Source organism: Nocardiopsis terrae, from assembly GCF_014651695.1.
In the GTDB taxonomy this organism is placed as follows: Bacteria; Actinomycetota; Actinomycetes; order Streptosporangiales; family Streptosporangiaceae; genus Nocardiopsis; species Nocardiopsis terrae.
On record NZ_BMXJ01000003.1, the window covers coordinates 269,245 to 295,611 of the forward strand.

A 26,367-nucleotide genomic window follows, 5' to 3' on the forward strand; every position below is an offset into this window, starting at 1 on the left:
GTTCACGATACGTCCGAGCCGGAGGGGAGGCATCGACGGACACGCTGCCCAGCGGTAGGGTCCCCTACAAACCGACTGTTCGGTATGTGAAAGGGAGTCCCCCATGGAAACGGCCCTGCGGATCTGTCCGCTGTGCGAGGCCACCTGCGGCCTGACCCTGACCATCGACGCGGGGCGGCTCACCGGCGCACGCGGCGACCGTCAGGACGTGTTCAGTGCCGGGTTCGTCTGTCCCAAGGGCGCCACCCTCCCCGCCCTGGACAACGACCCCGACCGGCTGCGGCGGCCCATGATCCGCGACGGGGAGCACTGGCGCGAGGTCGACTGGCCCGAGGCCTTCGCCGCCGTCGACGCCGGACTCACCGGCGTGATCGAACGGCACGGCCGCCAGGCCGTGGCCAGCTACCTGGGCAACCCGAACGTGCACACGCTGGCCGGACAGCTCTACTCGAGCCTGCTCGCGCGCACCATCGCCAGCACCAACGTCTACAGCGCCAGCACGGTCGACCAGATGCCCAAGCACGTCTCCTGCGGGCTGATGTTCGGCGACCCGTACGCCATCCCCGTCCCCGACCTGGACCGCACCGACCACCTGCTGATGCTCGGCGCCAACCCGCTGGAGTCCAACGGCAGCCTGTGCACCGCCCCCGACTTCCCCGGCAGGCTCAAGGCGCTGCGCGCCAGGGGAGGCCGCCTGGTCGTGGTCGACCCCCGCCGCACCCGCACCGCCGACCTCGCCGACGAGCACGTCCCCGTCCGCCCGGGCAGCGACGCCTACCTGCTCTTCGCCATGGTGCACACCCTGGTGGCCGAGAACCTCGCCGACCCCGGGGGCCTCGCCGAACACACCGACGGCCTGGACGAGCTCCGCGCCCTGGCCGAGGCGTTCACCCCCGAGGCGGTCGCCCCGGTGTGCGGGATCGGAGCCGAGCAGATCCGCGGCCTGGCACGCGACCTGGCGGCCGCGCCGAGCGCCGCGGTCTACGGGCGCCTGGGTACGACCGCCGCCCAGTACGGCACGCTGACCAGTTGGCTGGTGGACGTGCTCAACCTGCTCACCGGGAACCTGGACCGGCCCGGCGGTGCGATGTTCCCCCAGCCGGCGCACCGCGGCCCCGTTTCCGGCCGTACCCGGCCCTTCCGGGTCGGACGCTGGCACAGCCGCGTCCGGGGCCTGCCCGAGGCCAAGGGCGAGTTCCCCGCCGTGACCCTGGTGGACGAGATCGCCACCCCCGGCCCCGGGCAGGTCCGGGCCCTGGTCACCGTCGCCGGGAACCCGGTGCTGTCCACCCCGGGCGGGGAGCGCCTCGGCACCGCGCTGCCGGACCTGGAGTTCATGGTGAGTGTGGACCCCTACCTCAACGAGACCACCCGGCACGCGCACGTCATCCTCCCGCCCGCCCCGCCCAGCCGTTCCAGCCACTTCGACCTCGCCTTCAACGAACTCTCGGTGCGCAACAACGTCCGCTACTCGCCCCCGGCCCTGCCGCTGGGCGAAGGAGAGGCCGACGAGGGCGAGATCCTGCGCCGGCTCGTTCAGATCGCCGCCGGCCAGGGCCCCGACGCCGACCCCGACACCGTGGACGAGGCCGAGATCGCGCGGCTGCTGGCCCGGGCCGTGGCCGACCCGGAGTCCCCCGTGCACGGACGCGACCCGGCCGAGCTGGCCGCCCTCCTGCCCCGGGGGAGCTGGGCCGAGCGCCGCGTCGACCTGTTCCTGCGCCTGGGCGCCTACGGCGACGCCTTCGGCGCCCGCCCGGAGGGCCTCACCCTGCGTTCGCTGCTGGACGCGCCGCACGGCATCGACCTCGGGGCGCTGCGCCCCCGGGTGCCCGGGATCCTGGCCACCGCCTCCGGCCGCATCGAGGCCTGCCCGCCGCCGATCGCCGAGGACGTCGCCCGGTTGCGGGACGGACTGGCCGAGCGCCGCGAGTCCCTGGTGCTGGTGGGCCGACGGCACCTGCGCTCCAACAACAGCTGGGGACACAACGTGCCCCGGCTGAACGGCGGCAGCAACACCTGCACCCTGCACGTGCACCCCGAGGACGCCGCCCGCCTGGGCCTGTCGGACGGTGGAACGGCCACGGTACGCAGCGGTGCGGGCGCGGTGCAGGCCCCGGTGGAGTGCACCGACACCGTCGCTCCGGGGGTGGTGAGCCTGCCGCACGGTTGGGGGCACGGCGTACGGGGCACCCGGCTCTCGGTCGCCGCGCAGAACCCGGGCGTGAACGTCAACGCCGTGACCGACCCCTCGGTGGTGGACCCGCTCTCCGGCAACGCCGTCCTGAACGGGATCCCCGTCTCGGTGCTCGCGCACCAGTGACCCGGCCGGCCCCCGGGGCCGGTCACCGGCCGGGCGGGCCGCCACGCCACGGCGGCCCGCCCGGCCCGGAGCCCCGGGGCCGCGCTCCGAGCCCGTGTCACCGGTTCGGAGCCGCCAGGGCCTGTTCGATTACACCCCGGACGGTCGACTGGAGCAAGGGGACCTTGTACCCGGTGGCGGGCAGCGGGGAACAGAGTTCGGCGAGCCCCTCCAGGGCACCGACGACCGCCGCACCGGCCTCCTCGCCCGGGACCGCGCCGACCAGTGCCGCCTCCACCCCGGGAAGGCGCAGCGGGGTACGGGCCACCCCGCCCACCGCCACCGCCGCACGGACCACCGGACCGGTGCCGCCGTCGGCGCACTCCGTCCGGACCACCGCCTCCACCAGGGGCCATTCGGCCCGGGACCGCCCCGCGGCCCGCAGGTGGGCGGCGCGCTCACCCGGTACCGGGGCTGGCAGCGCCACCGCGGTCAGCAGGTCGCCGGGGGCCAGGACGTGGTCACCGGTGGGGTCGGTGCCGTCGTACAGTTCCGCCACACCCAGTTCCGCCGTTTCCGGGGACTGAGCGTCCGCGCCCGGTCCGGACCCGCGCCCCCGTGCGACGTGCACGGTCGCGTCGTAGGCCAGCAGCGCCACCGCCAGCGACGAGGGGTGCGGGGCCACGCACGGTCCCTGGTCCACCACCACACCGCGCAGGTGGTCGCCCGAACGCGCCGGGCACGTCCCGCCCCCGGTCTGGAAGCAGTCGAAGGCCGGGTTGCGCAGGTAGGAACAGCGGTTGCGCTGGAGCAGGTTGCCGCCCACGGTGGCCGTTCCCCGGATCTGCGGGGTGGCCAGGGCCCGGGCCGCGGCGGCCAGCCCCGGGTGGAGCCCGGCCAGGCGGGGATCGGTGCCCAGCTCGGCGACGGTGGTCATCGCGCCGATCCGTACCGCTCCGTCCCCGGCCCAGTGGCAACCGCGCAGACCGGGCACGTCCAACAGGTCCACCAGGGGGCCGGGAGCGATGGCGCCGACCTCCAGGCAGGCGGCCAGGTCGGTGCCCCCGGCACGCGGGAGCGCACCGCCCCCGGCCAGTTCCCGGGAGGCCTCGGCCACGCTCGTGGGGCGGCTGGTGGTCAACTCGGTCTGTCGCACGGTGGTCAACGCTGGTCTCCGATCAGTCGGTCCGGACGCAGGGGAAGGTCGTGTTGCCGGTGCCCGGTGGCGTCGTACACGGCGTTGCCCAGGGCCGCCGCCACACCCACCACCGAGACCTCGCCCAGGCCGATCCCGCCGCCGACCACGTGCTCGAACCCCTCCTGGTGGAAGTACACCTCGGTCTCGGGCACGTCGCCCATCCCCGGGATGCGGTAGTCCTCCAGGTTGTCGGAGAGCACCACGCCCGAGGCGGGGTCGTCGCGCCGCTCCTCGAAGAGCGCGTACCCCACGCCCTGGACCACCGCTCCCTCGCACTGGTTGCGGGCCAGCCGCTCGGAGTAGATGCGCCCGGCGGCGATCCCCGCCCAGCAGCGGGCGGGCCGTACCCGCCCGAGCAGGGTGTCCACCTCCACCTCCATCACGTGTACGGCGCCGCTCATACCGCGCCCCACGGCCAGGTCCGCCATGTCCGGGGTGAGCTGTCCCCAGCGGTCCAGGCCGCGTTCACCGACCACGCTCACCCCTTCTGCGGCGGCGAGCGCCTCCTTGAGGGCGTGCTCGGGGACGGGACCGCTCGCGGGTACGTCGGGGGAGAGCTCGCGCAGGGCCTCGCGCAGCCGGTCGGCGGCGTCGGCGGCGGCCGGCCCCATGGAGGTGGTGGTGCGGCTGCCGAAGGAACCGGTGCCGTGTACCGAGGAGCTCTGTCCGATCTCCACCCGCAGGTTCGCCGCGTCCGTCCCGAGCCGGTCGGCGACCACGTCGCCGAGCACGCTCCGGATACCGGTGCCGATGTCCTGGGTGGCCGAACGCACCACCAGGGTGCCGCCCTCCACCACCAGTTCCACCCGGGCCCGGGGCGCCAGCAGGTAGGGCCAGCCCGCGGCGGCCAGCCCCACCCCGCGCCGGAACCTGCCGGTGCGCTTCCCGCGCGGGCGGTCCCGCCACAGCGGCAGCTCGGCGACCCGCTCGTACAGGGCCCGCCGTTTGGGGTTGCCGTCCCAGCGGCGGCGCAGTGACAGCGGGTCCTCGCCCAGCCGCCGCGCCATGGTGTCCACGGCCTGCTCCAGTGCCCAGGCCATCGGCGGCCCGCCGGGGCCGCGCATGGGTTCGCCCGGCGGTCGGTTGGTCACCACGTCGAAGTCGCGCACCCGTCGGGGCGAGCGGCCGTACATCAGCGCGGCCAGGACGGCGGCGTTGGAGCCCACCGAGACCCCGCCGTCGCCGTAGGAGTCCACGCTCATGGCACGGAGGGAGCCGTCCCGCCCCGCCAGCAGTGCCACCCGGGTGCGGGTCCCGGGCCGGTGGCCGGCGTCGGTCAGCTCCTCGGACCGGTCCAGGGACACCCGTACCGGGACACCGTTCAGCCTGGACAGTTCCACGGCGGCCACCACGTCCGGGGACAGCGAGTTCTTGGCCCCGAATCCGCCGCCGACGTACTCGGTCACCAGGTGCACCCGTTCCCGGGGCAGGTTCCAGCGCTTGGCGGCCCTGTCCGCGATCTTGCTGACCGACTGGGTGGACACGTGCAGGTACAGGTCGCCGTCGGCCCAGGAGGCCACGCTCACGTGCGGCTCCAGCGGGCTGTGCACCTGGGTGGCGGTGGTGTACTCCTCGGCGACCAGGAGCGGGTCCCCCCTGCGGGAGGCGTCGCGCAGCCGGGCCACGGCGGTGGGTCCGCGCCAGCTCAGGACGCCGGGTCCGCGCACGTTGCCGTTCCAGGGGGCCGAGGGGGTGGGTGCCTCGCCGTAGGTGGGCGCGGCGGCGCGCTCCTGTTTCGTGCGGTAGAGCACGGGCGCGTCCGGGGAGCGTGCGGCCTCGGGGTCGGTCACGGCGGGCAGGGGTTCGTGGTCCACCCGCACCGCCTTCGCGAGCGCCTTGGCGGCCGCCCGGGTGGGCGCGGCCACCGCCGCGATCGGCTGGCCGACGTAGCGCACGAGGCGGTCCTCGCCGAGCAGGTCGGCCAGGGGCGCCGGGGCGCCGTCGGGCCCGGCATCGGCGCTGACCTTCAGTACGCGGGCGTGCGGGACGGTGGAGCGCACGATCACCCCCTCCCAGGTTCCGGGCGGGGCGAGGTCGGCGGTGAACCGGGCGCGTCCGGTCACCTTGGCCGGGGCGTCGGCGCGCGGCGGGGCCTGGTCGGCTTCGGTGTCGAACTCGCCGGCGCAGGCGGCGGCCACGGCCGCGAAGATCCCCTCGTAGGCGCCGCAGCGGCACAGGTGTCCGGCCAGGGCATCGGCGACGGTGGCGCGGTCGGGGCGGGTGTCGCCGTGTTCGGCGCGCCAGGCGTCCACGAACACGGAGGCCTCCAGGACGAAGCCCGGGGTGCAGTAGCCGCACTGGAGGCCGTCGTGGGCGGCGAAGGCGCGCTGGACGGGGTGGCGGCCGTCCAGCCCCTCCACCGTGGTGACGTCGCGCCCCGCCAGGTGGTCGGCGGGCAGCAGGCAGGAGGCGGCGGGTGTGCCGTCCACCAGGATGGTGCAGGCCCCGCACACGCCGGAGCCGCAGGCGATCTTGGTGCCGGTCAGGCCGAGCCGGTCGCGGAGGTGTTCGGCGGCGCTGGGGCCGGGGTCGTCGGGTGCGGATGAGGGTGCGCCGTTGACGCGGATGCCCATGGGCGGCTTCCCTTGACGGAGAGTTAAGTTGTCAGCGTCAACTTAGGGGCTGGGAAAGCTCGCTGTCAAAGGTTTTCGCGACGGACCGCCGCAGGGCTGCCCCGCCGCCCGCTCACGCCTCCTCCGCGGTGCTCTCACGGGCGGGGGGAGGGGGAGGCCCGTCGGTCTTCTCTGCGCCGTGGTCCCCGCCGGTGTCCGCGCCGCCGTCCGGGCCGCCCCCAGCACCGCCTTCCGTATCGCCGTGTTCGGCGCCGACGGCGTCGGCGCCACCCTCGGTGGGATCGCCGCAGGGTTCGTGCTCGCAGGTGGCGGGCGCCGTCGGAGGACAGTCCCAGGCGTGCGGATCGGCCTGGCAGTCCGGCGGCCCGGCCTCCTCGGGCGAGGTGGCCGGGCCGCCCCCGCGGGTGCCCGTGCTCTCACTCGTGCTCTCACCCGCGCCTTCGCCGGTGCCGGCCGTGGACTCCCCGGTGACCGGCTCCGGTTCTCCGTTCGGGCTGTCCTGGACCGTCCGGACCGGTGGGGTCGACCCGGCGGGCGCCACCTCGGAAAGGGGACCCAGGAAGGTCCACAGCAGCAGCCCGCCGAGTACGGCCAGCACCACCAGGGCGCCCGCGGTGATCCACCCGGCCGGGCCCCGTCGCCGGGGGCCCGCCTCCACGGCGCCCCGCACGTGAGCGCCCCGGGTTTCGGTGACGCCGCCACCGGTCTCACCGGCCCCCTCCGCCCCACCGGCCCCGTCGTTCTTCGGGCCCCGCACCTGCGCGCCCGGCCGCCGCCCGTCGTCCTCCGCGGCGGCCCGGCCGATACGCGCCCTGCCCTCGTCCACCGCCGTGCTCACCCGGGTCAGCAGCAGGGTGGCTTCCGGCGGGGCCGCCTGCTCTTCACCCCGCCCGATCAGCATGACCAGGACCTCCAACGCGGTGGGGCGGGCCGTCGGATCCTTGGCCAGACACGCCCGCAGCACCGGAAGCAGCCGCTCGGGCACACCCTCCAGCTCCGGTTCGCACTTCAGTACGCGGTCGATCACCGCCATCGTGTCCTGCCCGGGGAAGGCCTGGCGTCCCGTGGCGGCGTAGGCCATCACCGCGGCCCACGAGAACACGTCGCCCGCCGGGCCCGCCGGAGCACCCCGGATCTGCTCCGGGGACATGTAGGCCGGGGTCCCGGTCACCGTGGTGGTCTGCCGGGTGGCGTCGACCAGACGCGCTATACCGAAGTCGATCACCCGGGGGCCGTCCGGGCCCAGGATGACGTTGCCCGGTTTGAGGTCCCGGTGCACCACCCCGGCCTCGTGCACCGCGCTGAGCGCCGTGGCCGTGGCGATGGCCAGGCGGTCCAGCGCGGGGCCGGTGCGGGGCCCCTCGCCGCGCACCGCGGAGCCCAGGGTGGGGCCCGGCACGTACTCGCTGGCGATGAAGGGCGTCTCGGCGTCCATGTCCGCGTGCACGACCGCCGCGGTGCAGAACGGGGCGACCCTGCGCGCGGCCGCCAACTCCTTGGCGAAACGCTCCCTCTGCCGGCCCTCACCCGGCCAGGTCCCGCTCAGTACCTTGACGGCGACCGGGGAGCCGTCCGCCGCGTGTGCGAGGTAGACCGTGCCCTGGCCGCCGCTGTCGATGCGGGCCCGCACGGTGTAGGGGCCGATGTGTGAGGGATCCGAAGGCAGTAACGGAACAGGCATGGTGGACGTCCTGTCAGAGGGGAAGCCGCCGGCCGCGTCCTCCTGTGCTGACTGGGACGGTCGGGAGGCCGTCCGCGGGCCTCGCCGCCGGGCCACAGTGTGCTTACCGCCGGCCCCGGACACCCGGGGAGCCCGGACCGCGTTCTCCGGTGGTCCGGGCTCCCCGGCCGCGGTTGCGGCTACAAACCGAGCGCGTGCATCGCGAAGTGGAAGGCGAACACCGCGCTCAGGACCCACATCAGCCAGCCGACCTCGCGGAACCTGCCCTGCGCGGACTTGATCAGGGTGTGCGAGATGATCCCGATCCCGATACCGCTGGCGATGTCGTAGGCGAACGGCATCATCGCGATGGTCAGGAAGGCGGGGATGGACACCGAGATGTCCGACCACGCGATCTGGCCCACGTGCATCATCATCATGGCGCCGACCAGCACCATCGCCACGGACGCCGCCTCGGCGGGCACCATGCCGAAGACCGGGGCGAAGAAGACCGCGCTGAGGAAGAGCAGGCCGGTGACCACGCTGGCCAGACCGGTCCGCGCGCCCTCGCTCACCCCCGCGGTGGACTCCACGAACACCAGCGTCGCCGAGGAACTGGTCAGACCGCCGGTCACCGCCCCGGCGCCGTCGGTGACCAGGATCTGGTTGACCCGGGGCATCTGCCCGTCCGCGTCGGCGATGTTCGCCTTGGTGCCGATCGCCAGGATGGTGCCCAGCGCGTCGAAGAACCCGGCCAGCACCAGGGTGAACAGGATGACCCCGGCGGTGGTGGGCCCGGCGGAGGTCCAGGCGCCGAACATGTCCACCTGGAACAGCAGGCCGAAGTCGGGTGTGGACACGGGGCTGGAGGGCAGTTCGGGGACGCCGCCGCCCCAGGCGTCGGCGTCCAGCCGCATCACGAAGTGCACGAGCACCGCGAACACGGTCGCCCCGACGATGCCGTAGAAGATCGCGCCGGGCACGTTGCGCGCCAGCAGCACACTGGCCAGGACGAGTCCGGCCACGAACACCAGGATCGGCCAGCCGTTCAGGTGTCCGCCGCCGCCCGCGGAGCCGAGCTGCAGCAGGCTGCCGCCCTCGCCCGCGCTGACGAAACCGGCGTTGGTCAGGCCGATCAGCGACACGAACAGGCCGATACCGACACCGATGGCCAGCTTGAGGTTGTGCGGGAGCGCGTTCATCACCGCGGTGCGCACCCCGGTGACCACCATCAGGATGATGGCGACGCCCTGCCAGACGACCAGGCCCATCACCTCGGGCCAGGCCATCACCGGCGCCGCCTGGTAGGCCACCACGGCCATCACGCCGAGGGCGGCCGCGCAGGCGATCGGCGCCCGGCCGACCACGCCCATCATGATGGTGACCAGCCCGGCGGCCAGGGCGGTCATGGTGGTCAGCTGCCCGGCCGAGAGCTGGTCACCGTTCACGTCGGTCACGCCGCTGAGGATGATCGGGTTCAGGACGATGATGTAGGCCATCGCCATGAACGTGGTCAGGCCGCCGCGGACCTCCTGCCCGAAGGTGGAGCCCCGCTCGGTGACGAAGAAGAAGCGGTCGAGCCAGGATCGATCCGTACCGGCCCGCGGTTGCGGCCGCGAACCGGTGTCGTTGAGTTTGGTCACGTCCCCTCCTGGAGGGATATGAGCACAGCGTTAATAGCCGTGTGTGGGGGGTTTGCTACGGAAAGTAGTCAAACTTGGTTGGCGCCGGGACGGCACTGTCCTGGCGACCCGCCCCGGGGCCGAGGGCGTCGGGGGTCCGGGGCGGGCGTCTTCGGGCGTGTCCGGCGAGCACACGCGCCGCCGTTCGGCGAGCGGTCTCCGCGGAACGCGCAGGGGGAGGGGCGACGGGCACTGGCGCCGCCCCTCCGGCCCGGGTGTCAGCCGGCGCTGCGGCCGGGATTCACAGGTCGATGCCCACGATGTCCTCCGGCCGCACCGGGGCGTGCGTCAGCGGACGCTTGGTCGCGTCGCGCACCGCGGCCACGATCGCCGGGGTCGAGGACAGCGTCGGCGGCTCGCCCGCGCCCCGCAGCCCGTACGGGGCGTGCGGGTCGGGGTGTTCGAGCACGTCGATGCGCATCGGCGGCATGTCCAGGATGGTCGGGATCAGGTAGTCGGTGAAGGACGGGTTGCGGATCTCGCTGTCCTTGACCTGGATCTCCTCCATCAGAGCCAGCCCCAGCCCCTGGGCGGAACCGCCCTGGATCTGCCCGGCCAGCTGCTGCGGGTGCAGGACCTTGCCCACGTCCTGGACCGCGTCCAGGGCCACCACCTTCACCAGGCCCAGATCCACGTCCACGTCCACCACGGCGCGGTGCACGCACATCCCGAACTGGGTGTGCGAGGCGCCCTGGCCGAGGGTGGGGTCGAGCATCTCGGTGGGACGGTGGTGGTGCTCGCGGGTCTCCTCGACGACGGTGCCGCCGCTGGCGGAGTCGCCCAGCAGATCAGCCAGGGACACCAGCGCCCCGGCGCTCCGGGACACGACCTTGCCGCCGGTCAGGGACAGCTCGGCGTCGGGTACCGACTCCGGGATGATCCCGCGCTCGCGCGCCAGCGCGAACACCGACTCGCGTACCGCCTCACAGGCCATCTTGACGGCGCCGCCGGTCATGTACGACTGCCGGGAGGCCGAGGACGAACCGGCCGAACCCACCTGGGTGTCGGAGGGGGCGATGGCCACCTTCTCCACACCCAGCTCGGTCCGCGCGATCTGGCCCTTGACCGTCACCAGCCCCTGGCCGACCTCCGCCGCGGCCGTGTGCACCAGCACCACCGGCTCGCCGGCCACGATCTCCATCCGGACCCGGGCGGTGGAGTAGTCGTCGAAGCCCTCCGAGAAGCACAGGTTCTTGAGGCCGACCCCGTAACCCACGCCGCGCACCACGCCCTCGCCGCGGGTGGTCCCGGCCACGCCGCCCGGCAGGGTGCGCTGGTCGGCGGGGTCTTCCAACGCGGTCCGCTCCACCGGCATCGGCAGGTCACGGCACCGCTCCAGCATCTCCGCCATCGGCAGCGGCATGTCGATCTCCTGGCCGGTGATGATCCGCGAGCCCTGCGACATGGCGTTGCGCACCCGCAGCTCCACCGGGTGCATCCCCAGCTTCTCAGCGAGCTTGTCCATCTGGGACTCGTAGCCGAAGCAGGCCTGCACCGCGCCGAAACCGCGCATGGCGCCGCACGGCGGGTTGGTGGTGTACACGCCGTAGGCGTCCACCAGCACGTTCGGGACCTCGTAGGGGCCGATGCCCAGCGAGGAGGCCACCCCCACCACCGCGGGCGTCGCCGAGGCGTAGGCCCCGCCGTCCACGACGATCTCCAGCGTGGCGTACAGCAGCGTCCCGTCGGCCCTGGCGCCGTGCTCGAAGCGCATCTTGGCCGGGTGCCGGTGCACGTGGCCGTAGAAGGACTCCTCGCGGTTGTACACGAACTTCACCGGCTTGCCGGTGCGCAGCGCCAGCATGCACGCGTGGATCTGCATCGACAGGTCCTCGCGGGCGCCGAAGGCGCCGCCCACCCCGGCCAGGGTCAGCCGCACCTTGTCCTGGGGAAGCCCCAGGGCCGGGCCGATCTGCTTCTGGTCCACGTGCAGCCACTGCGTGGCCACGTACAGGTCCACACCGCCGTCCTCGGCGGGCACGGCCATCCCCGACTCCGGGCCGAGGAAGGCCTGGTCCTGCATGCCGACCTCGTACTCGGTCTCCACGACGGCATCGGCCCGGGCGCGCAGGCGCTCCAGCACCTCCTGCTGGCCCTCGCCCGACTCGGCCACGCCGACGAAGTCGCCGGTACGGATCGGCTGGTGGCGCACCCGGTTGCCGCGCTGGTGGTACTCCTCGTGGACGGGCAGGGTGCCCTCCTCGTGGACCAGCGGATACTCGGGGTCGTGGGCGGCCCGCAGCGAGTCGCTCACCGGGGGCAGGACCTCGTAGTCGACCCTGATGCGCTCCATCGCCCGGCGCGCCGTCTCGGGGTGGTCGGCGGCCACCACGGCCACCGCCTCGCCCTTGTACCGCACCTTGTCGAAGGCGAGTACCGGCTGGTCCTGGAACTCCAGGCCGTAGCGCTTCTCACCGGGCACGTCCTCGTGGGTGAGCACCGCCTCCACACCGGGCAGCTTCAGGGCCTCGGTGATGTCGATGCCCAGGATCCTGGCGTGCGGATGGGGGCTGCGCAGGGTCGCGCCCCACAGCATGCCCTCCATCCACAGGTCCGAGGAGTAGGCGAACTCGCCGGTGACCTTCAGTGTTCCGTCGGGACGGCGCGGGCTGGCGCCCAGCCCGTCCCTGGTGGTGCTGGACAGGTCCGTGGTCACGGTCCGGGTCGTCGCCTTCATCAGCGACTCACCTCCTGGATGAGGGATCGGTGCGCCGCACGGCCCCGGGCGGCAGCGGTCTCGGCGGAAAGGGTGCGCAGCTCGCCGCGGTCGACGACGGTGTTCCCGCCGACCAGGAGCCGCTCCAGCGGCGGGACGGGACCGAAGGTCAGCGCCACCACCGGGTCGGCGATCACGTCGTAGCCGAAGCCGTCCACACGCCACAGGGCCACGTCGCCGACCTTGCCCGCCGACAGCGAACCCAGCTCCGCGTCCCGGCCCAGCACCCGGGCTCCGCCCAGGGTGGCCAACTCCAGGGACTGGCGTGCGCTCAGCGCCTGCGGCCCCTTGCGGGCCCGCGCCATCATCAGCGCCTGGTGCATCTCGCCGGCCATCAGCGTCAGTTCGCTGGAGGCCGGGCCGTCCACGCCCAGTCCCACCCGGGCACCGGCTTCGAGCAGCTCGGTCACCCGGCAGATCCCCGCGCCCAGACGGGCGTTCGAGGTCGGGCAGTGGGCGATACCGGTGCCGGTCGCCGCGATCCGGCCGATCGCCGCGTCCGACAGGTGCACGGCGTGCGCGAACCACACGTCCTCGCCGAGCCAGCCGAGCTTCTCGGCGTACTCCACGGGGGTGCACCCGAACTCGGCCAGGCACTGCTCCTCCTCGTCGACGGTCTCGGCGAGGTGGGTGTGCAGCCGGACGCCCTTCTCCCTGGCCAGGGCGGCACCCTCGACCATGAGCTCCCGGGAGACCGAGAACGGCGAGCACGGCGCCACCGCGACCCGGGTCATGGAGTCGAAGGAGGCGTCGTGGTGGGCGTCGATCGCCGCTGCGGTGCCGGCGAGCGCTCCCTCCAGGGTCTCGACCACGCTGTCCGGCGGCAGACCGCCCTGGCTCTTGCCCCGGTCCATCGACCCGCGGGCCAGGTCCAGGCGGATACCGACCTCACGGGCGGCCTCGACCTCGGCGGCGGCGATGTCACCGCGGCCGGAGGGGAAGATGTAGTGGTGGTCGGAGGCGGTCGTGCACCCCGACAGCGCCAGGTGGGCCAGCCCCGCCGAGGTCGTCCCCGACACCACCCCGGCGTCGAGGCGGTGCCAGATCTCGTAGGAACCCACCAGCCACTCGAAGAGGGTCCCGTCGGCGAACAGCCCCTGGGTGGCCCACTGGTACAGGTGGTTGTGCGTGTTGACCAGGCCCGGCGTGGCCACGCAGCCGCGCCCGTCGACCCGCTCGGCCCCCTCCTCGACCCGCGGGGCGGGGCCGGGGCCCACCGCGGTGATCCGCCCGTCGCGCACCACCACGTGGCCGTCGGCGTACTCCGGGCCGTCCACGGTCACGACGTGGGCGCCCTCGATGACCACGGTCCGGCTCATGAGCTGCTCCCGGCGGCCTCGGCGCGCCGTGCCGCTGCCAGGTGCACGGCGTCGATGATCTTCTCGTACCCGGTGCAGCGGCACAGGTTGCCCGCCAGGGCCTCCCGGATCTCTGCGTCGCCGGGCGCCTGCCCGCCCGCGCCCACCGTACGCTCCAGCAGGTCGTCGGTCTGCACCAGCAGGCCGGGTGTGCAGAACCCGCACTGCACGGCGCCCGCCTCGACGAACGCCTCCTGGACGGTGCCCAGCGCGCGGTCACCGCCCTTGCCGGACCCCTCGGCCAGGCTCTCGACGGTGCGTACCTCGCGCCCCTCGGCCTGCCCGGCGGCGATCATGCACGAACACGCGGTCACACCGTCGAAGTAGACCGTGCACGAACCGCACTCGCCCTGCTCGCAGGCGTTCTTGCTGCCCGGCAGCCCCAGGCGCTCACGCAGTACGTACAGCAGGCTCTCGCCCGGCCACACGTTGTCGGCCGTGACGTCCTCGCCGTTGACGTTGAAACTCACGCGCATCGCGTGGCTCCCTTCCGGTAGTCGGTGACGGACCAGCTCAGCGCGCGGCGGGCCATGACCGACAGGGCGTGCCTGCGGTACTCGGCGGTTCCGCGCTGGTCGTCGATGGGGCGGGCGGCGGCGGCCACGAGCTCGCCGAACCGGCGGACCACGGGCTCCGCGAGCGGACGGCCGTCCTCCCAGTCGAACTCGGCCTCCAGGAACTCCTCGGCCGCCTCCGAACGCAGCGGCGTCGGCCCGGCCGAACCGATCCCGGTGCCCACCGCACGCCTCTCGGCGTCCAGCGCCAGGCTGAAGGAGGTCACCGCGATCACCATCGCGTTGCGGGTGCCGATCTTGGCGAACTGCTGCGGGCCCGGGGCCCGGGGCAGCAGCACCGCGGTGATCAGCTCGTCCTCACGCAGCGCGGTGGTGCGGAAGGACAGGTAGAAGTCGCGGGCCCGGACCCGGCGGGTGCCGCGCACGGAGGCGAGCTCGATCACGGCGTCCGTGGCCAGCAGCGGCGGGTGGGACTCGCCCGCGGGGGAGGCCCCGCCGAGGTTGCCGCCGACCGTGCCCCGGTTGCGGATCTGCGGGGAGGCCACCGAACGCGAGGCCTTGGCCAGCGCGGGCGCACTCCCGGACAGGTGCTCGATGATCCGGGTGTAGGGAACCCCGGCGCCCAGACGGGTGTGGTCGCCGTCCACCCCCCACTCGGTCAGCTCCGGGACCCGTGTCAGGTCGATCAGCGCCGAGGGCCGGCGCTTGTCGAAGTTCATTTCCACCATCACGTCGGTACCGCCCATGATGGGCACGCCGTCGGGGTGGGCGCTCCTGGCCTCTAGGGCCTCCACCAGCGTGGATGGCCTCACGAATTCCATGCTCGTCCTCGTCCTGCGCAGTGCGGTCTGGTCGCCTGGGTGTGTCGTGACCCCTCGTTGGTCGGGGCGATCATGTGAAGTACAGCACTCGCCGGCTGCGCCCGACCAGCCAGTGATGACATGAAGTGATCATGGAACGAACGGTCACCGTTGGGCGTTTCCTACAAGTGTCGTCGTTGCTGACAGCGAGGACCATCGGACCTGGTGCCGCGCGTCCCCGTCCCCGTGCACACTGTCCTGATACGAAGACACCAGCGGTGGGGTTCGGCCCACCCGACCTACAGAGGGAAGTCCATGCAGATCAGTGAGCTGCTCGCCGTCAAGCGACTGCACCTGCGGTTCCTGGCGGGCGCTGAGCACGCCCACCGCGACATCCGGTGGGCCTACACCACTGACCTGCTGGAACCCGCCCGCTACCTGCGCGGCGGAGAGCTCGTCCTCACCGGCATGATGTGGCGTACCCGCCCCGAGGACTCCGAGACCTTCGTGGCGTCGCTGGTCGGCGCCGGGGCCCTGGCCGTGGGGGCCGGCACCGCCCTGGGCGAGGTTCCCCAGGACCTGGTCGCGGCCTGCGAGGCCCACGACGTCCCCCTCGTCGAGATCCCCCCGGAGACCTCCTTCGGCGTGGTCACCGAGGAGGTGCTGCGCTCCCTCACCCAGCGCCGCTTCACCACCATCGCCGAGACACGGGACCGGCACCGCCGGGTCATGGCCGAGGTCGCCTCCGGAGCGAACTTCCCCGAGGCCTTCGCCTCCGCCGCCGAGCAGGCCGGGCTCACCGCCTGGGTGATCTCCTCCAGCGGCAGACAGGTGGCCTCCTCCGGCGCCCCGCTGCCCGCCGAGGACCGGGAGAACATCGCGGCCAAGGCTCTGACCTGGTCGGCCTTTCCACACACCACCCGCGTCTCCTCCGGTGGGGAGGGGCGCACCCTGACCGTCCTGCCGATCAGCACCAAGGAGTCGCACCCGCTCGCCAGTTGGCTGCTGGTCTGTACCGGCGACCACGCCGCCTGGGCCGAGGAGGAGCACGAGTCCGTCGCCGAACTCGTCTCCGTCGGGGTCCTGGCGCGCAGCCGTGACGAGGAGCGCTCCCTGACCACCGCCCGCCACCTGGAGGGCCTGCCCCGCCTGCTGGCGGCCCAGCGCTTCGACGAGGTCACCGCCCTCATGCGCGGCACCGGCGACGGCGAGGAACCCGAGGACCGCGCGCACGTCGTGGTCAGTGCCATGATGCTCCCCGAGCCGCGCGTACCCGACCTGGCGCGCCGGGTGGTCGCCGAACTCGTCGCCGACCATCCGGGCGCCTTCGTCACCGGTGAGAACGACACCCTCGCCGTGATCCCGGTCGAGGGCTCCGACCACCAGGCCCGGGCCCGCGCCGAGACCATCCGCGCCGAACTGGTCCAACGCGCCCGGGTACTGGACGGCGGCCTGCTCGACTACCGGCTCGCCGTCGGGCTGAGCTCGGCGGCCACGGGCGTGCCCGAGCTGCGCGGGGCCGCCGTGGAGGCCCGCCACGCCCGCCGCCTGGCCGAGCTGCGCGGCGGCCGTTCCCGGGTGATCGCGGGTGCCGAGATCGACTCGCACGAACTCCTGTTGGCCTCGGTGCCGGAGGAGGTGCAGACCTCCTACCGCGAACGGCTGCTGGGGCCCCTGGTCGACTACGACCGCGACCACCGCTCGGAGCTCGTGGACACCCTGGAGCAGTTCCTGTCCTATTCGGGTTCCTGGCAGCGCTGCGCCGCCGCCATGCACGTGCACGTCAACACCCTGCGCTACCGGATCGGCCGCGTCGAGGAGCTCACCGGCCGCGACCTGAGCAGCCTCGAACACCGCGTCGACCTGTTCCTGGCCCTGAAACTGCGCGACTGAGCACCGGGGGCCGGGTGCCGCAGCGGTGGCGGAACCCGTTCTGTCACCGTCTGCCGTTAGGGTCCGGCCCGTGAGCACCGACCTTCTCGCTGCGGCCGAGACCACCGACGCCGACCTGTCCGAACTCGACCTGCGTGAGGCGCTGGCCCGGGACCCGGGCGCCCCGCGCGTCCTGACCCGCTGCGACCTGAGCGGGTCCGACCTGCGCGACGCCCATCTGGTGGACGCGCGGTTGGTCGACTGCCGTCTGGACGGGGCGCGCCTGGAGCGCGCGGTCCTGGAGGGCGCGGTGTTCACCGGGGGAGGGGCCTCGGGGGCGAACCTCTCGCACACCGACTGCACCGACACCCGTTTCGAGCGCATGGACCTGGCCAACACCCGCTGGCAGGGCGCCCTGCTGACCGACACCGCCTTCACCGGGTGCCGGCTGACCGGCGCCGGGCTGACCTCGCTGCGGGGGATCGGTTACACCTTCTCCCAGTGCAACCTGATGCTGGCACGCTGCAAGGGGCTGGTCCTGCGCGGCCAGGTCCTGGAGGGGCTGCGGATGGACGAGGCGGACCTGGCCTCGGCCGACCTGCGCGAGACCGTGTGGGCGGAGTCGCGGCTGCGCGGCGCCAACCTGGTGCACGCGAAGTTCGCCGGGGCCGACCTGCGCGGCGCGGACCTGGGGGAGTTCGAACTGCAGCAGGCCGGGTTCCTGCGCGGGGCCACCATCAGCCCCGCCCAGGCCGGGATGATCCTGGGCTCCCTGGGCATCACCGTCGCGGAGTAGGCGCAGGGGTCGCCCCGGGCAGGGAGGCCGTGCGCGGACACCGGGCCGGGGAGCCGTATGAGGGCGCCCCGACCCGATCGCCCCCGCCCCCTGGCCGCCATTAAAAATCTACGTCGTAAAGGTGTGACTCCGATTCGCCGAATCCCAACCCCGGACGAACACGCGGGCGCACACCACCGCCCCGGCCAGGAGGTGGTTCAGGCCTTCTACCACGGCGGACGGGAGAAGGCCTCGGCGGCGTAGGCCGAGAAGTCACGCGGCTCACGGCCCAGGGCCTCACGAACGCCGGGGGAGACCTTCGACTCCAGACCGCGGCGGATGGCCGAGAGCGCCGCGACCAGCTCCCGGGCGCCCTCCTCGGGCCAGCCCTGGGCCAGGAGGTCGGCCACGTACTCCTCCGCCGACACCGGCTCGTAGCGGATCGGGTTGCCCAGGACCTCGGAGATCTCCGCCAGGGCCTCGGCCAGGGTCAGCGCTCGGGGTCCGCTCAGCTCGTAGGTGCGCCCGTGGTGGCCGGGCTCGGTCAGTGCGGCCGCGGCCACGGCGGCGATGTCGTCGACGTCGATCCAGGCGGCCGCGCCCTCACCGACGGGCAGGCGCATGACCCCCGTGCGCGCCCCGTCCGTCAGGAATCCCTCGCTCAAGTTCTGCGCGAACCAGCCGGGGCGCAGCACCGTCCACTCCAGCCCGCTGGCCCTCACCGCCTCCTCGGCCCGCAGGTGCGAGGGAGCGCCCTCCACCCCCTCGAAGTAGTCCGGCTGGTCGACCCCGCGCGCCGACAGCTGGACCACCCGCTCCACCCCGTGGGCCACCGCACGCTCCACGAACTCCGGAACGCGCGGATCGGAGTCGTCCTGCACCAGGTACACCGAACCGGCGCCCGCCAGCATCGTGTCCCAGGTGGCCGGTTCGGCCCAGTCGAACCTCCACTCGGAGGAACGCGAGGCCGCCCGCACCGGTACCCCTCGCTCGCGCAGTTGTGCCAGGATCCGGCTGCCGGTCATTCCCGTCGCGCCGGTCACCAGGACCGGCCGTGTCATGTTCGTCGTCTCCGTCATGGCTCCGAGTCAACAGCCCCTGGCTGAGACGATCCATGGTCCAGAAGCTCACCTGGATGTCCGAGCGTCTACGCTTGCGGACATGGACGCACTCGCCGACCTCCTGGACGGGGTCCGCGCCCGAGGGGCGCTGTTCAGCCGGTCCGTCATGTCCCCGCCCTGGGCGCTGCGTTTCGCCCCCGGTTCACCCCTGACCCTGGTCACCATGGTGCGCGGCAGGGCCTGGCTCGTCCCCGAACACGACACCCCCGTGCCCCTGGCCGCAGGGGACACGGTGCTCCTGCGCGCGCCCGGCCCGCACACCGTCGCCAACCCGGCCGAGGCCCCCGTCAGCTGCACGGTCCTGGACGGGAACCGGTGCCTGGGCCCGGACGGCGACCCCCTGCAGGAGGAGGCGACCCTGGGCCTGCGCACCTACGGTGACTCCCTGGACGCCCCCGACCTGCTGCTGAGCGGCTCCTACGATGTCACCGGCGACCTCAGCAGACGCCTGTTCGCCGCCCTGCCCCCGACCCTGGTCGTCCCGGCCGACGAGTGCCACGACCGGCTGGGGGCGATGATCGAGGCCGAGATCGGCTGCCCGGCCCCCGGCCAGCAACTGGTCCTGGACCGCCTGCTGGACCTGGCCCTGATTACCAAACTGCGCGTCTGGTTCTCCCTGCCGGGTACGCAGCCGCCCGCCTGGTACACCGCCATGGCCGACCCGGTGGTGGGGCAGGCACTGCGCCTGCTGCACAACCAGCCCGCCCACCCCTGGACCGTGGCCGCCCTGGCCGAGCGCTGCGGGGTCTCCCGGGCCACCCTGGCCCGCGACTTCCGCGCCCTGGCGGGGACACCGCCCATGTCCTACCTGGCTGAGTGGCGGGTCAGCCTCGCCGCCGACCTGCTCCGCGACACCGACACCACCGTCGAGGTCATCGCCCGCCGGGTCGGCTACGCCAACGCGTTCGCGCTCAGCACCGCCTTCAAGCGCCTGCGCGGCACCACACCCACAGCACACCGGCGCGCGACGGCCCCGGCCGAGCTCAACCCGCCAGCACCCGGCGCAGCCACGGAAGACGCTGTTCCCGTGCGGACCGGCTGAGCACCGCCTCCGGAGCGAAACCGTCGAAGGAGTGGAAACCGCCCGGCCACACGTGCAGTTCCGCGGAGCCGCCCGCCCGCCAGATCCGGGAGGCGTACTCCACGACCTCGTCGCGGAAGGTCTCGGCCGAACCCACGTCCAGGAACGCCGGAGGCAGCCCGGACAGGTCCCGCGCCCGTGCCGGGGCGGCGTAGGGGGACACCTCCGGGCCCCCTGCGCGCTCGCCCAGCAGGGCGCCCCAGCCGGTGGTGTTGGAGACCCGGTCCCACACGCCCAGCCCGGCCATCTGGTGGCCGGAGACCGAGTCGTTGCGGTCGTCCAGCATCGGGCAGAGCAGTAGCTGCCCGAGCGCGGAGGGGCCGCCACGGTCCCGGGCGAGCAGGCAGGTGGCGGCCGCCAGTCCGCCACCGGCGCTGCTCCCGCCGACCACCAGCCGGTCCGGATCCGCCCCGAACCCGGCGGCGTTGGCGGTCCACCACACCAGGCCGGTGTAGCAGTCCTCGACCGGTGCGGGGTGGGGGTGTTCGGGGGCGAGCCGGTAGTCCACCGAGACCAGGGCCAGGTCCAGTTCGCGGGCGTACTCCAGCAGCCCCGGGATCTCCCGGCCGCGGTGGGTTCCGGCGACCATCCCGCCGCCGTGGATCCAGTACAGGGTCCCGGTGGCCCCAGTGGCCTGCTTCGGCCGCCACACCAGCAGCGGGACCTCGGTGCCGTCCGCACCCCGGGCGGTGTGCTCCTCCTCGACGAACGCCCCGCCGGTCAGGTCCTCGTCGGGGGCGGGTGCCCGCTTGGCGCCCTCCGCTCTCAGGACCGGGATCATCTCGGGGGTGATCGAGGAGGGGACCTGTTCGCCGAGCACGGCCAGCGCGGCGGCGAGTTCGGGGTCGAAGGGGGGACGCGGCTGAGGGGAAACGGACACGGGGGCCTCCGGGGGTGGGGTGGCGTTGCGCTCCCATCATGCTCCAGCGCCCGCCTCTCCCTCCAGTGCCCGTCAGCCCTCCAGCGCCTGCGCCACCGCCGCCTGGACCCGGGGGATCCGGGCGGCCCCGCCCTCCATCCGCCAAAGCGAGTCCTGTAGGACCCGGACCAGGGTCCACGCGCGCGCCCGCTCCCGGTCCAACCCCGCCGCCTCGGTCAACAGGTCGAACCGCCGCCGCGTCTCCCGGACCGCGTCCCCGGTGGCCCCGGCCTCCTCCCACCGATTGCGCAGCGCGGGCAACAGCTCGAAGCACGGGTCTCCCACCAGCGGTTTGGGGTCGATCGCCAGCCACCGGCCCCGCCCCGATCCGGGAAGCGGCGCCAGCACGTTCCCGTAGTGCAGGTCCCAGTGCAGCAACCGGTCACCCGGTTCGGCCGCCAGTTCCCGGGCCAGCCCCGCCCACCGGTCCAGGCGGGCACGGCAGGCGGCCCCGGCCCGCTCCCGGACGGCCGGTCCTGCGGCGCGTTCGGCCAGGCGCCGGGTGATGCCGCCCAGCTCGCGCACCCCCTCGGGCCCCCGGTGCGCGCCCAGCCGGGCCAGCAGGGCGCCGATCACCTCCAGCGCCTCGTCGATCCCCGTCCGCTCCAACCGCTGTTCGGGGTCCAGCGCCTCCAACAGCATCGCCCCGGTCCGGGGGTCGTGGTCGAGCAGCCGGACCGCGCCGTCGCCGTCCCAGGCGCGCAGCGCGGCGGGTTCACCCCCGGTCTCCTCGTCCCACGGCTGGAGCTTGAGCACGGCCGCGCGTCCGTCGGCGCGTTCCACCGGGACGGCCAGGGCCACGGCGCCGTGCATCGGGTAGCCGGTCGGCCGCAGGCCCCACCGGTCGCACTGGCGGGCGGCCAGTCCCGGCAGCGCCTCGGCCCAGTCGGGGCCGAAGAAGCCGGTGACGCTCTCGGCGAGGCCCGGTGGAACGGGGAGCGGGGGAGTGGGGCCGGTCAACCTGCGGGTCTCCTTCGTTCCTGACGCGGGGCGGTACGGGAGGGGCCGCCCCGGCTCTGGGTCCGTCGGCCGCGGCTGAGCGCCTCGACCATCCCGCCCAGGGCGGGCTTGGGGGCGTAGTCCTCGTCGAAGGGCAGCGCGGCGGTGTATCCGGGGAACCACTCGGGGATCCAGGAGTGCGAGTCGGCCACGCCCCACACCGACACCCCCACGCAGCGGGACACCGCCAGGCAGGACTCGATGACGTACTGGTACTCCTCCGCCTGCTCGGCGAGCTGCTCCTCGCCGACCGGTTCGGGGATGCGCACGTCCAGCTCGCTGATCTCCACGTCCAGGCCCAGGTCGGCGAAGCGCTGCATGTTCTCGGCCAGGTCCGGGGGGACGTTGCCGTGGACGAAGTGCCCCTGGAAGCCGATGCCGTGCAGCGGTGCTCCCTGCTCCAACAGGTCGGAGGCGAGTGCGTACAGGGCGTCGGCCTTCTCCCCGCCGCCCTCGACCCCGAACTCGTTGATGTACAGCTTCGCCTGGGGATCCACCTCGTGGGCCGTCCGCAGGGCCTCGGCGATGTAGTCCTCGCCCAGGGTCTGCAGCCACAGGTTCTCACGCAGTTCGGGGGTGTCGTCCTCGAAGGGTTCGTTGATCACGTCCCAGGAGCCGATCCGGCCCTCGTAGCGGCCCAGCAGCGCCTCCGTGTGCTCGCGCATGACCGTGCGCAGCTCACCGGCGTCGAAGGACCCCCGGGCCAGCCAGTCGGGCTGCTGGTTGTGCCAGAGCAGTGTGTGCCCGCGTACGGAGAGCCCGTTGTCCTCGGCGAAGTCCACCACGGCGTCGGGGCCGCCCCAGTCGAACTCGTACCGCTCGGGTTGGACGTACTGCCACTTCATGGTGTTCTCGGCGGTGACCGACGTGTAGTGGTCGGTGACCAGGTCCTGGTATCCGGGGTCGTGCGTGAGCGGGTTGACCGCCACCGCCACGCCCAGTTCGATCCCGTGCGCCTCGGCCAAGGCCGGAAGCTCACTCCCGGGTTCCTCGCCCGGTCCGGGCAGGACCAGGACCACGATCGCCACCACCAGGAAGATGACCACGCACACCGCCCCCGCCGACAGTAGGACACCCCGTCCGCGTGTGGCCGAACGCCAGCCGTTCCGGACAGCTTCTCGCACCCCTGCGCCCCCGCCCTCTACCTGTACCCGGTGGTGACCGGGAAGGCGGACAGGGACCGTACCGTGATGGTCGCGCGCCGGTCGGGTGCCGCGGCCGGACCCAGCCCCGGGGCCCGCCGGGCCAGGGCCCGTAGCGCGATCTCGCCCTCCAGCCGGGCCAGCGGCGCCCCCAGGCAGTAGTGGATCCCGCTGGAGAAGGCCAGGTGCTCACCGGAGTCGGCCCGGGTGATGTCGAACCGGTCGGGGTCCTCGAAGTGCCGCGGGTCGCGGTTGGCCGACCCGATCAGGCACATGACCTGTTCACCGGCCCTGACCCGCTCGCCCTGCACGTCGGTGTCCCGGTGCGCCCAGCGCCCGGTGAGCTGGACCGGCGCGTCGTAGCGCAGGACCTCCTCCACCGCCCCGGTGACCAGGTCGGGGTCGGCGACCAGCCGATCCCACTGTTCCCGGTGGCGCAGCAGCGCCATCACCCCGTTCCCGATCAGGTTCACCGTGGTCTCGAATCCGGCGAGCAGCAGCAGACGGCACATCGAACCCAGTTCGGCCGGGGTCAACTCCCCCTCGTCGGCCTGCCCGACCAGGGTGGAGACCACGTCCTCGCGCGGGTCGGTGCGGCGTTCGGCCATCACGCGTTCGAACAACAGCTCCAATTCTGCCGTCGCGTCCCGGATCTGGTGCAGTTGGCGCGCCGAGCGGGCGCCGTCCAGTGCCTGGCCGAGCACGTAGCCGATACGGACGAAGTCGGCGTTGTCGCGTTCGGGGACGCCCAGGAGCCTGCTGATGACCGTGATGGGCAGGGGCTGGGCGAAGTCGCGCATGAGGTCGAACTCGCCGCGGGCCAGGGCCGTGTCCAGGAGTTCGGTGGTGATCTCCGTGATCTGCGCCCGGTACCGGGCCATGTTGCGGGGGCTGAACGCGGGCCGGGCGAGTTTGCGCAGCCGGGTGTGGTCGGGCGGGTCCATCTGCAGGAAGGAGAGGTCGACGGTGTTGAACTGTGCGGGGGGTTCGGTGTACCCGGGCGGGACCACGCCGAAGTCGCGGGAACGCAGCACCTGGTCGACGGCGGCGCGCGTGGTGGCGGTCCGGAAGGGCAGCCGGCTGGAGACCAGCGGGCCCTGTTCGCGCAGCCTCCGGTAGGTGGGATAGGGGTTCTCCCGCCAGGGCCAGTGCAGGAGGCGGCTGGGGTGGTCCCCGCCCTGGGCGGTGAGCCATGACACGCCGTTGGCCACCCGCAGTCGGGTGTCGGTACGGAGGGTGTCGAGAATCTGCATGGCTGTGGAGTCCTCTCGGTGACGTCTTCGACCCTAGGCGCGGCACCGCCACCGATACCGGCGTACCGCGGAGTTGGCCGTCTGTGGCCAGGTGGGAACTCCGGCGCCGGGCCCGGGCGCCGCGTCCCCGCTCCGGGGCTCCGCCGGGGGCCGCGCGAACCCCGCGGCACCGGCGGGGCCGCGCGCGGTGACGGTGGTCCGGGCGGGGGTGCCAAGCCCTAGACTGGGGCCCCGTTCGGTAGGAAGACGCCGCAGAGCCGGAGGTTGAGGACGTTGGGGCCGCTAGAGAGCACTGATCCGGAGCGGGTCGGTCGGTACCGGCTGATCGGGCGCCTGGGCGCCGGGGGCATGGGTCAGGTGTTCTTCGGCCGCTCGGCCGGCGGCCGAGCGGTCGCGATCAAGCGCATCCATCCACACCTTGCCACGGATCCCTCCTTCCGTCAGCGGTTTGCCCGCGAGGTCACCGCCGCCCGTCAGGTCAGCGGGGCCTTCACCGCACCGGTCATCGACGCCGGTCCCGACGACGAGGTGCCCTGGCTGGTCACCTCCTACGTGCCTTCGCTGCCGCTGGACGAGGCGCTCCAGGCACACGGGCCGCTGCCGGAGGCGAGCCTGCGGGTACTGGCGGCGGGCCTGGCCGAGGCGTTGGCCGAGATCCACCGGGTCGGGCTGATCCACCGTGACCTCAAACCGGGCAACGTGCTGTTGGCCGAGGACGGGCCGCGGGTGATCGACTTCGGTATCGCGCGGGCCACCGACGGCACCGCGGCCACACAGTCGGTGATCGGCACGCCGGGGTTCATGAGCCCCGAACAGGTGCAGGGCGCGGAGCTCACGCCCGCCAGCGACCTGTTCGCCTACGGTGCGGTGCTCGCCTTCGCGGCGGCCGGCACCGGGCCCTTCGGCGAGGGCAACATGCCCACGATGGTCATGCGCATCATCAGCCGGGAGCCGGACCTGTCCGGTGTTCCGGAGTCGTTGCGTCACCTGGTCGCGGCCTGTCTGGCCAAGGAGGCCCGGGGGCGGCCGGGGCCGGGGGAGATCCTGGACTACCTGGGTGACGTGCACGTCGGTCCGTCCTGGCTGCCTCCGGCGGTGATGACGGGTGTGCACGAACAGGTGGCCAAGGTCAACAAGGCGTTGGCGACCTCGGCGGGGGAGCCCGGTGCGACCGGCGGCCACCAGCGCACCGAGGTGCTCGGCTCCGGTGGTGCGGCGGCACTGGGCGGTGCCGCCGGGGCGGCGGCCGGAGCAGCGGCGGCGGGCGCCCTCGGTGACGACCAGGCCACCCGGGTGGTGCCGCCGTCCGGCCACGGCACCCAGGACCCGGCGAACGGTGCGACCTCGGTGCTCGGCGGCCAGCAGCAGGGCGCCTCCCACCAGCCCACCGCTCAGTTTCCGGGAACGCAGGCCGGGGCGCAGGTTCCGGGAACACAGGTCCCCGGGCAACCGGGCCAGGTCCCGCCCACGGCCCAGTACCAGCCGACGCAGCACCAGCCCGGCCAGTACCAGCAACCCCGGCAGTACGGTCAGGGGCGCCCCGTCGACGACGACCCCTACGCCGACCTGTACGGCGGGCCCCGCGGGCAGCGGGCCGATCCGCGTCAACAGCAGCATCAGCAGCAGGAGCAGTACCGGAGGGCCGAGGAACAGCGCCAGCGGCAACTGGAGCAGCAGCGCCACCAGCAGGAGCAGCAGCGCCGCGCCCAGGAACAGCAGCAGGAGCAGCGGCGCCGCCAGGAGGCGGAGCGGGCCCACCGCGAGCGGATGCGTGCCGAGCAGGAGGCGGCCCGGAGGGCCCAGGCGGAGGCGCGCCGTGCCGATCAGCCGGGCCTGTGGAGTTTCGTCAAGCTACTGCCGCTGCTGATCATCCCGCTGATCCAGATCCCGCTCGGTTACGGCGCGGCGCTGGCGTGGTCGTGGTTCACCACCGAGGCCGACGTGTGGACCGGGGCGGCCTACTACTTCGAGCCGTGGAGCATGGACTCGTTCTGGCACGCCACGATGCTGGGGTACTTCATCCTGAACAACCTGGTGTCGGCGGAGTTCCTGGTGCGCTCGCTGCGGACCTCGTTCGTGACCGGTGCGGTGCTGGCGCTGGGGGCCGTCGCCGCCACCAACGGTTTGCTGTACAGCTTCGGTTTCTGGGGCTGACCGGCCCCGGTGGGGATCAGGGGCGGGCCCGGCCGGGCCCGCCCCGTCGTGTCGGGGGCGGTGGTACCTCGGGTGCGCGGCCCCGGGGCCGTCGAGGAGGACCCCAGTGCCACCGCCGATGCGCTACCCCGCGCCGGCGCACGGTCCGGAAGCCGTCGCCGACGGACACGCTGCGGGCCCGGCCCCGCCCCTGAGCTACCGGTCCAGCCGGGCGGTGCCCGACGCGGCCCCGCAGATACTGCTGCGC

General features: G+C 73.4%; 18 protein-coding genes. 5 read left to right on the forward strand and 13 right to left on the reverse strand.

The genetic code is table 11. The annotated features are described in order from the left end of the window. Positions 1-103: 103 nt before the first annotated feature. The gene (locus tag IE195_RS09035) at positions 104-2,323 is read left to right on the forward strand and encodes a molybdopterin-dependent oxidoreductase (RefSeq protein ID WP_191269562.1); all 2,220 of its coding nucleotides are present in this window, start codon (positions 104-106) and stop codon (positions 2,321-2,323) included. Between the two features lie 97 nt (positions 2,324-2,420). Here IE195_RS09035 and IE195_RS09040 read toward each other — a convergent pair whose 3' ends face one another. From IE195_RS09040 to IE195_RS09075, 8 genes are all read right to left on the reverse strand, one after another. Then, complete coding sequence (locus IE195_RS09040) at positions 2,421-3,467, reverse strand: FAD binding domain-containing protein (protein WP_225942440.1); 1,047 nt, start codon at positions 3,465-3,467, stop codon at positions 2,421-2,423. Continuing rightward, on the reverse strand, positions 3,464-6,073 hold the full coding sequence (locus IE195_RS09045; protein WP_191269564.1) for a molybdopterin-dependent oxidoreductase: 2,610 nt from the start codon (positions 6,071-6,073) through the stop codon (positions 3,464-3,466). The genes IE195_RS09040 and IE195_RS09045 overlap by 4 nt, the downstream gene beginning before the upstream one ends. A gap of 112 nt (positions 6,074-6,185) precedes the next feature. Further along, positions 6,186-7,754 carry a serine/threonine-protein kinase gene (locus tag IE195_RS09050; RefSeq protein ID WP_191269566.1) on the reverse strand — a complete coding sequence of 523 codons (1,569 nt, stop codon included), beginning with the start codon at positions 7,752-7,754 and terminating at the stop codon, positions 6,186-6,188. 179 nt (positions 7,755-7,933) lie between these two features. Further along, the gene (locus IE195_RS09055; protein WP_191269568.1) at positions 7,934-9,376 is read right to left on the reverse strand and encodes an NCS2 family permease; all 1,443 of its coding nucleotides are present in this window, start codon (positions 9,374-9,376) and stop codon (positions 7,934-7,936) included. A 280-nt stretch (positions 9,377-9,656) separates the two neighbouring features. Next, entirely contained in the window at positions 9,657-12,092 is a 2,436-nt protein-coding gene (pucD, locus tag IE195_RS09060; RefSeq protein ID WP_191269571.1) for a xanthine dehydrogenase subunit D, read from the reverse strand. Next, complete coding sequence (locus IE195_RS09065) at positions 12,092-13,450, reverse strand: 8-oxoguanine deaminase (protein WP_191269573.1); 1,359 nt, start codon at positions 13,448-13,450, stop codon at positions 12,092-12,094. The genes pucD and IE195_RS09065 overlap by 1 nt, the downstream gene beginning before the upstream one ends. Beyond that, entirely contained in the window at positions 13,447-13,965 is a 519-nt protein-coding gene (locus IE195_RS09070) for a (2Fe-2S)-binding protein (protein WP_191269575.1), read from the reverse strand. The genes IE195_RS09065 and IE195_RS09070 overlap by 4 nt, the downstream gene beginning before the upstream one ends. Further along, entirely contained in the window at positions 13,956-14,825 is an 870-nt protein-coding gene (locus tag IE195_RS09075; RefSeq protein WP_191269577.1) for an FAD binding domain-containing protein, read from the reverse strand. Before IE195_RS09075 ends, IE195_RS09070 begins: the two co-directional genes overlap by 10 nt. A 294-nt stretch (positions 14,826-15,119) precedes the next feature. On the opposite strand from IE195_RS09075, the gene IE195_RS09080 reads away from it, so the two are divergent. Then, positions 15,120-16,697 carry a PucR family transcriptional regulator gene (locus IE195_RS09080; protein ID WP_191269579.1) on the forward strand — a complete coding sequence of 526 codons (1,578 nt, stop codon included), beginning with the start codon at positions 15,120-15,122 and terminating at the stop codon, positions 16,695-16,697. A 70-nt stretch (positions 16,698-16,767) separates the two neighbouring features. Next, the gene (locus tag IE195_RS09085) at positions 16,768-17,472 is read left to right on the forward strand and encodes a pentapeptide repeat-containing protein (RefSeq protein WP_191269581.1); all 705 of its coding nucleotides are present in this window, start codon (positions 16,768-16,770) and stop codon (positions 17,470-17,472) included. Positions 17,473-17,678: 206 nt separating this feature from the next. On the opposite strand, the gene IE195_RS09090 is transcribed toward IE195_RS09085, so the two are convergent. Beyond that, a complete protein-coding gene (locus IE195_RS09090) occupies positions 17,679-18,530 on the reverse strand; it encodes an NAD(P)H-binding protein (protein ID WP_225942439.1) in 852 nt (283 codons plus the stop codon). An 82-nt stretch (positions 18,531-18,612) separates the two neighbouring features. Here IE195_RS09090 and IE195_RS09095 point away from each other — a divergent pair, with 82 nt between their 5' ends. Beyond that, positions 18,613-19,614, forward strand: a complete 1,002-nt coding sequence (locus IE195_RS09095; protein WP_191269583.1) for an AraC family transcriptional regulator — start codon at positions 18,613-18,615, stop codon at positions 19,612-19,614. Here IE195_RS09095 and IE195_RS09100 read toward each other — a convergent pair. The 4 genes from IE195_RS09100 to IE195_RS09115 all read right to left on the reverse strand — a co-directional run bounded on the left by IE195_RS09100 (position 19,556) and on the right by IE195_RS09115 (position 23,966). Continuing rightward, on the reverse strand, positions 19,556-20,533 hold the full coding sequence (locus IE195_RS09100; RefSeq protein WP_191269585.1) for an alpha/beta hydrolase: 978 nt from the start codon (positions 20,531-20,533) through the stop codon (positions 19,556-19,558). The two genes, IE195_RS09095 and IE195_RS09100, sit on opposite strands and share 59 nt — an antisense overlap. A gap of 72 nt (positions 20,534-20,605) precedes the next feature. Further along, a complete protein-coding gene (locus IE195_RS09105) occupies positions 20,606-21,532 on the reverse strand; it encodes an aminoglycoside phosphotransferase family protein (protein WP_191269587.1) in 927 nt (308 codons plus the stop codon). Then, positions 21,529-22,695, reverse strand: a complete 1,167-nt coding sequence (locus IE195_RS09110) for an endo-1,4-beta-xylanase (RefSeq protein WP_191269589.1) — start codon at positions 22,693-22,695, stop codon at positions 21,529-21,531. The genes IE195_RS09105 and IE195_RS09110 overlap by 4 nt, the downstream gene beginning before the upstream one ends. Positions 22,696-22,712: 17 nt before the next feature. After that, positions 22,713-23,966, reverse strand: a complete 1,254-nt coding sequence (locus IE195_RS09115; protein WP_191269591.1) for a cytochrome P450 — start codon at positions 23,964-23,966, stop codon at positions 22,713-22,715. A 273-nt stretch (positions 23,967-24,239) separates the two neighbouring features. On the opposite strand from IE195_RS09115, the gene IE195_RS09120 reads away from it, so the two are divergent. Then, the gene (locus IE195_RS09120) at positions 24,240-26,120 is read left to right on the forward strand and encodes a serine/threonine protein kinase (protein ID WP_191269593.1); all 1,881 of its coding nucleotides are present in this window, start codon (positions 24,240-24,242) and stop codon (positions 26,118-26,120) included. The last annotated feature ends 247 nt before the right edge of the window (positions 26,121-26,367 follow it).

Bases quoted from the DNA above. Each gene is read 5' to 3' on its own strand.
- IE195_RS09035 (WP_191269562.1), top strand. From the start codon at position 104: ATGGAAACGGCCCTGCGGATCTGTCCGCTGTGCGAGGCCACCTGCGGC.
- IE195_RS09045 (WP_191269564.1), bottom strand. From the start codon at position 6,073: ATGGGCATCCGCGTCAACGGCGCACCCTCATCCGCACCCGACGACCCC.
- IE195_RS09050 (WP_191269566.1), bottom strand. From the start codon at position 7,754: ATGCCTGTTCCGTTACTGCCTTCGGATCCCTCACACATCGGCCCCTAC.
- pucD (WP_191269571.1), bottom strand. From the start codon at position 12,092: ATGAAGGCGACGACCCGGACCGTGACCACGGACCTGTCCAGCACCACC.
- IE195_RS09065 (WP_191269573.1), bottom strand. From the start codon at position 13,450: ATGAGCCGGACCGTGGTCATCGAGGGCGCCCACGTCGTGACCGTGGAC.
- IE195_RS09070 (WP_191269575.1), bottom strand. From the start codon at position 13,965: ATGCGCGTGAGTTTCAACGTCAACGGCGAGGACGTCACGGCCGACAAC.
- IE195_RS09075 (WP_191269577.1), bottom strand. From the start codon at position 14,825: ATGGAATTCGTGAGGCCATCCACGCTGGTGGAGGCCCTAGAGGCCAGG.
- IE195_RS09080 (WP_191269579.1), top strand. From the start codon at position 15,120: ATGCAGATCAGTGAGCTGCTCGCCGTCAAGCGACTGCACCTGCGGTTC.
- IE195_RS09090 (WP_225942439.1), bottom strand. From the start codon at position 18,530: ATGACGGAGACGACGAACATGACACGGCCGGTCCTGGTGACCGGCGCG.
- IE195_RS09095 (WP_191269583.1), top strand. From the start codon at position 18,613: ATGGACGCACTCGCCGACCTCCTGGACGGGGTCCGCGCCCGAGGGGCG.
- IE195_RS09115 (WP_191269591.1), bottom strand. From the start codon at position 23,966: ATGCAGATTCTCGACACCCTCCGTACCGACACCCGACTGCGGGTGGCC.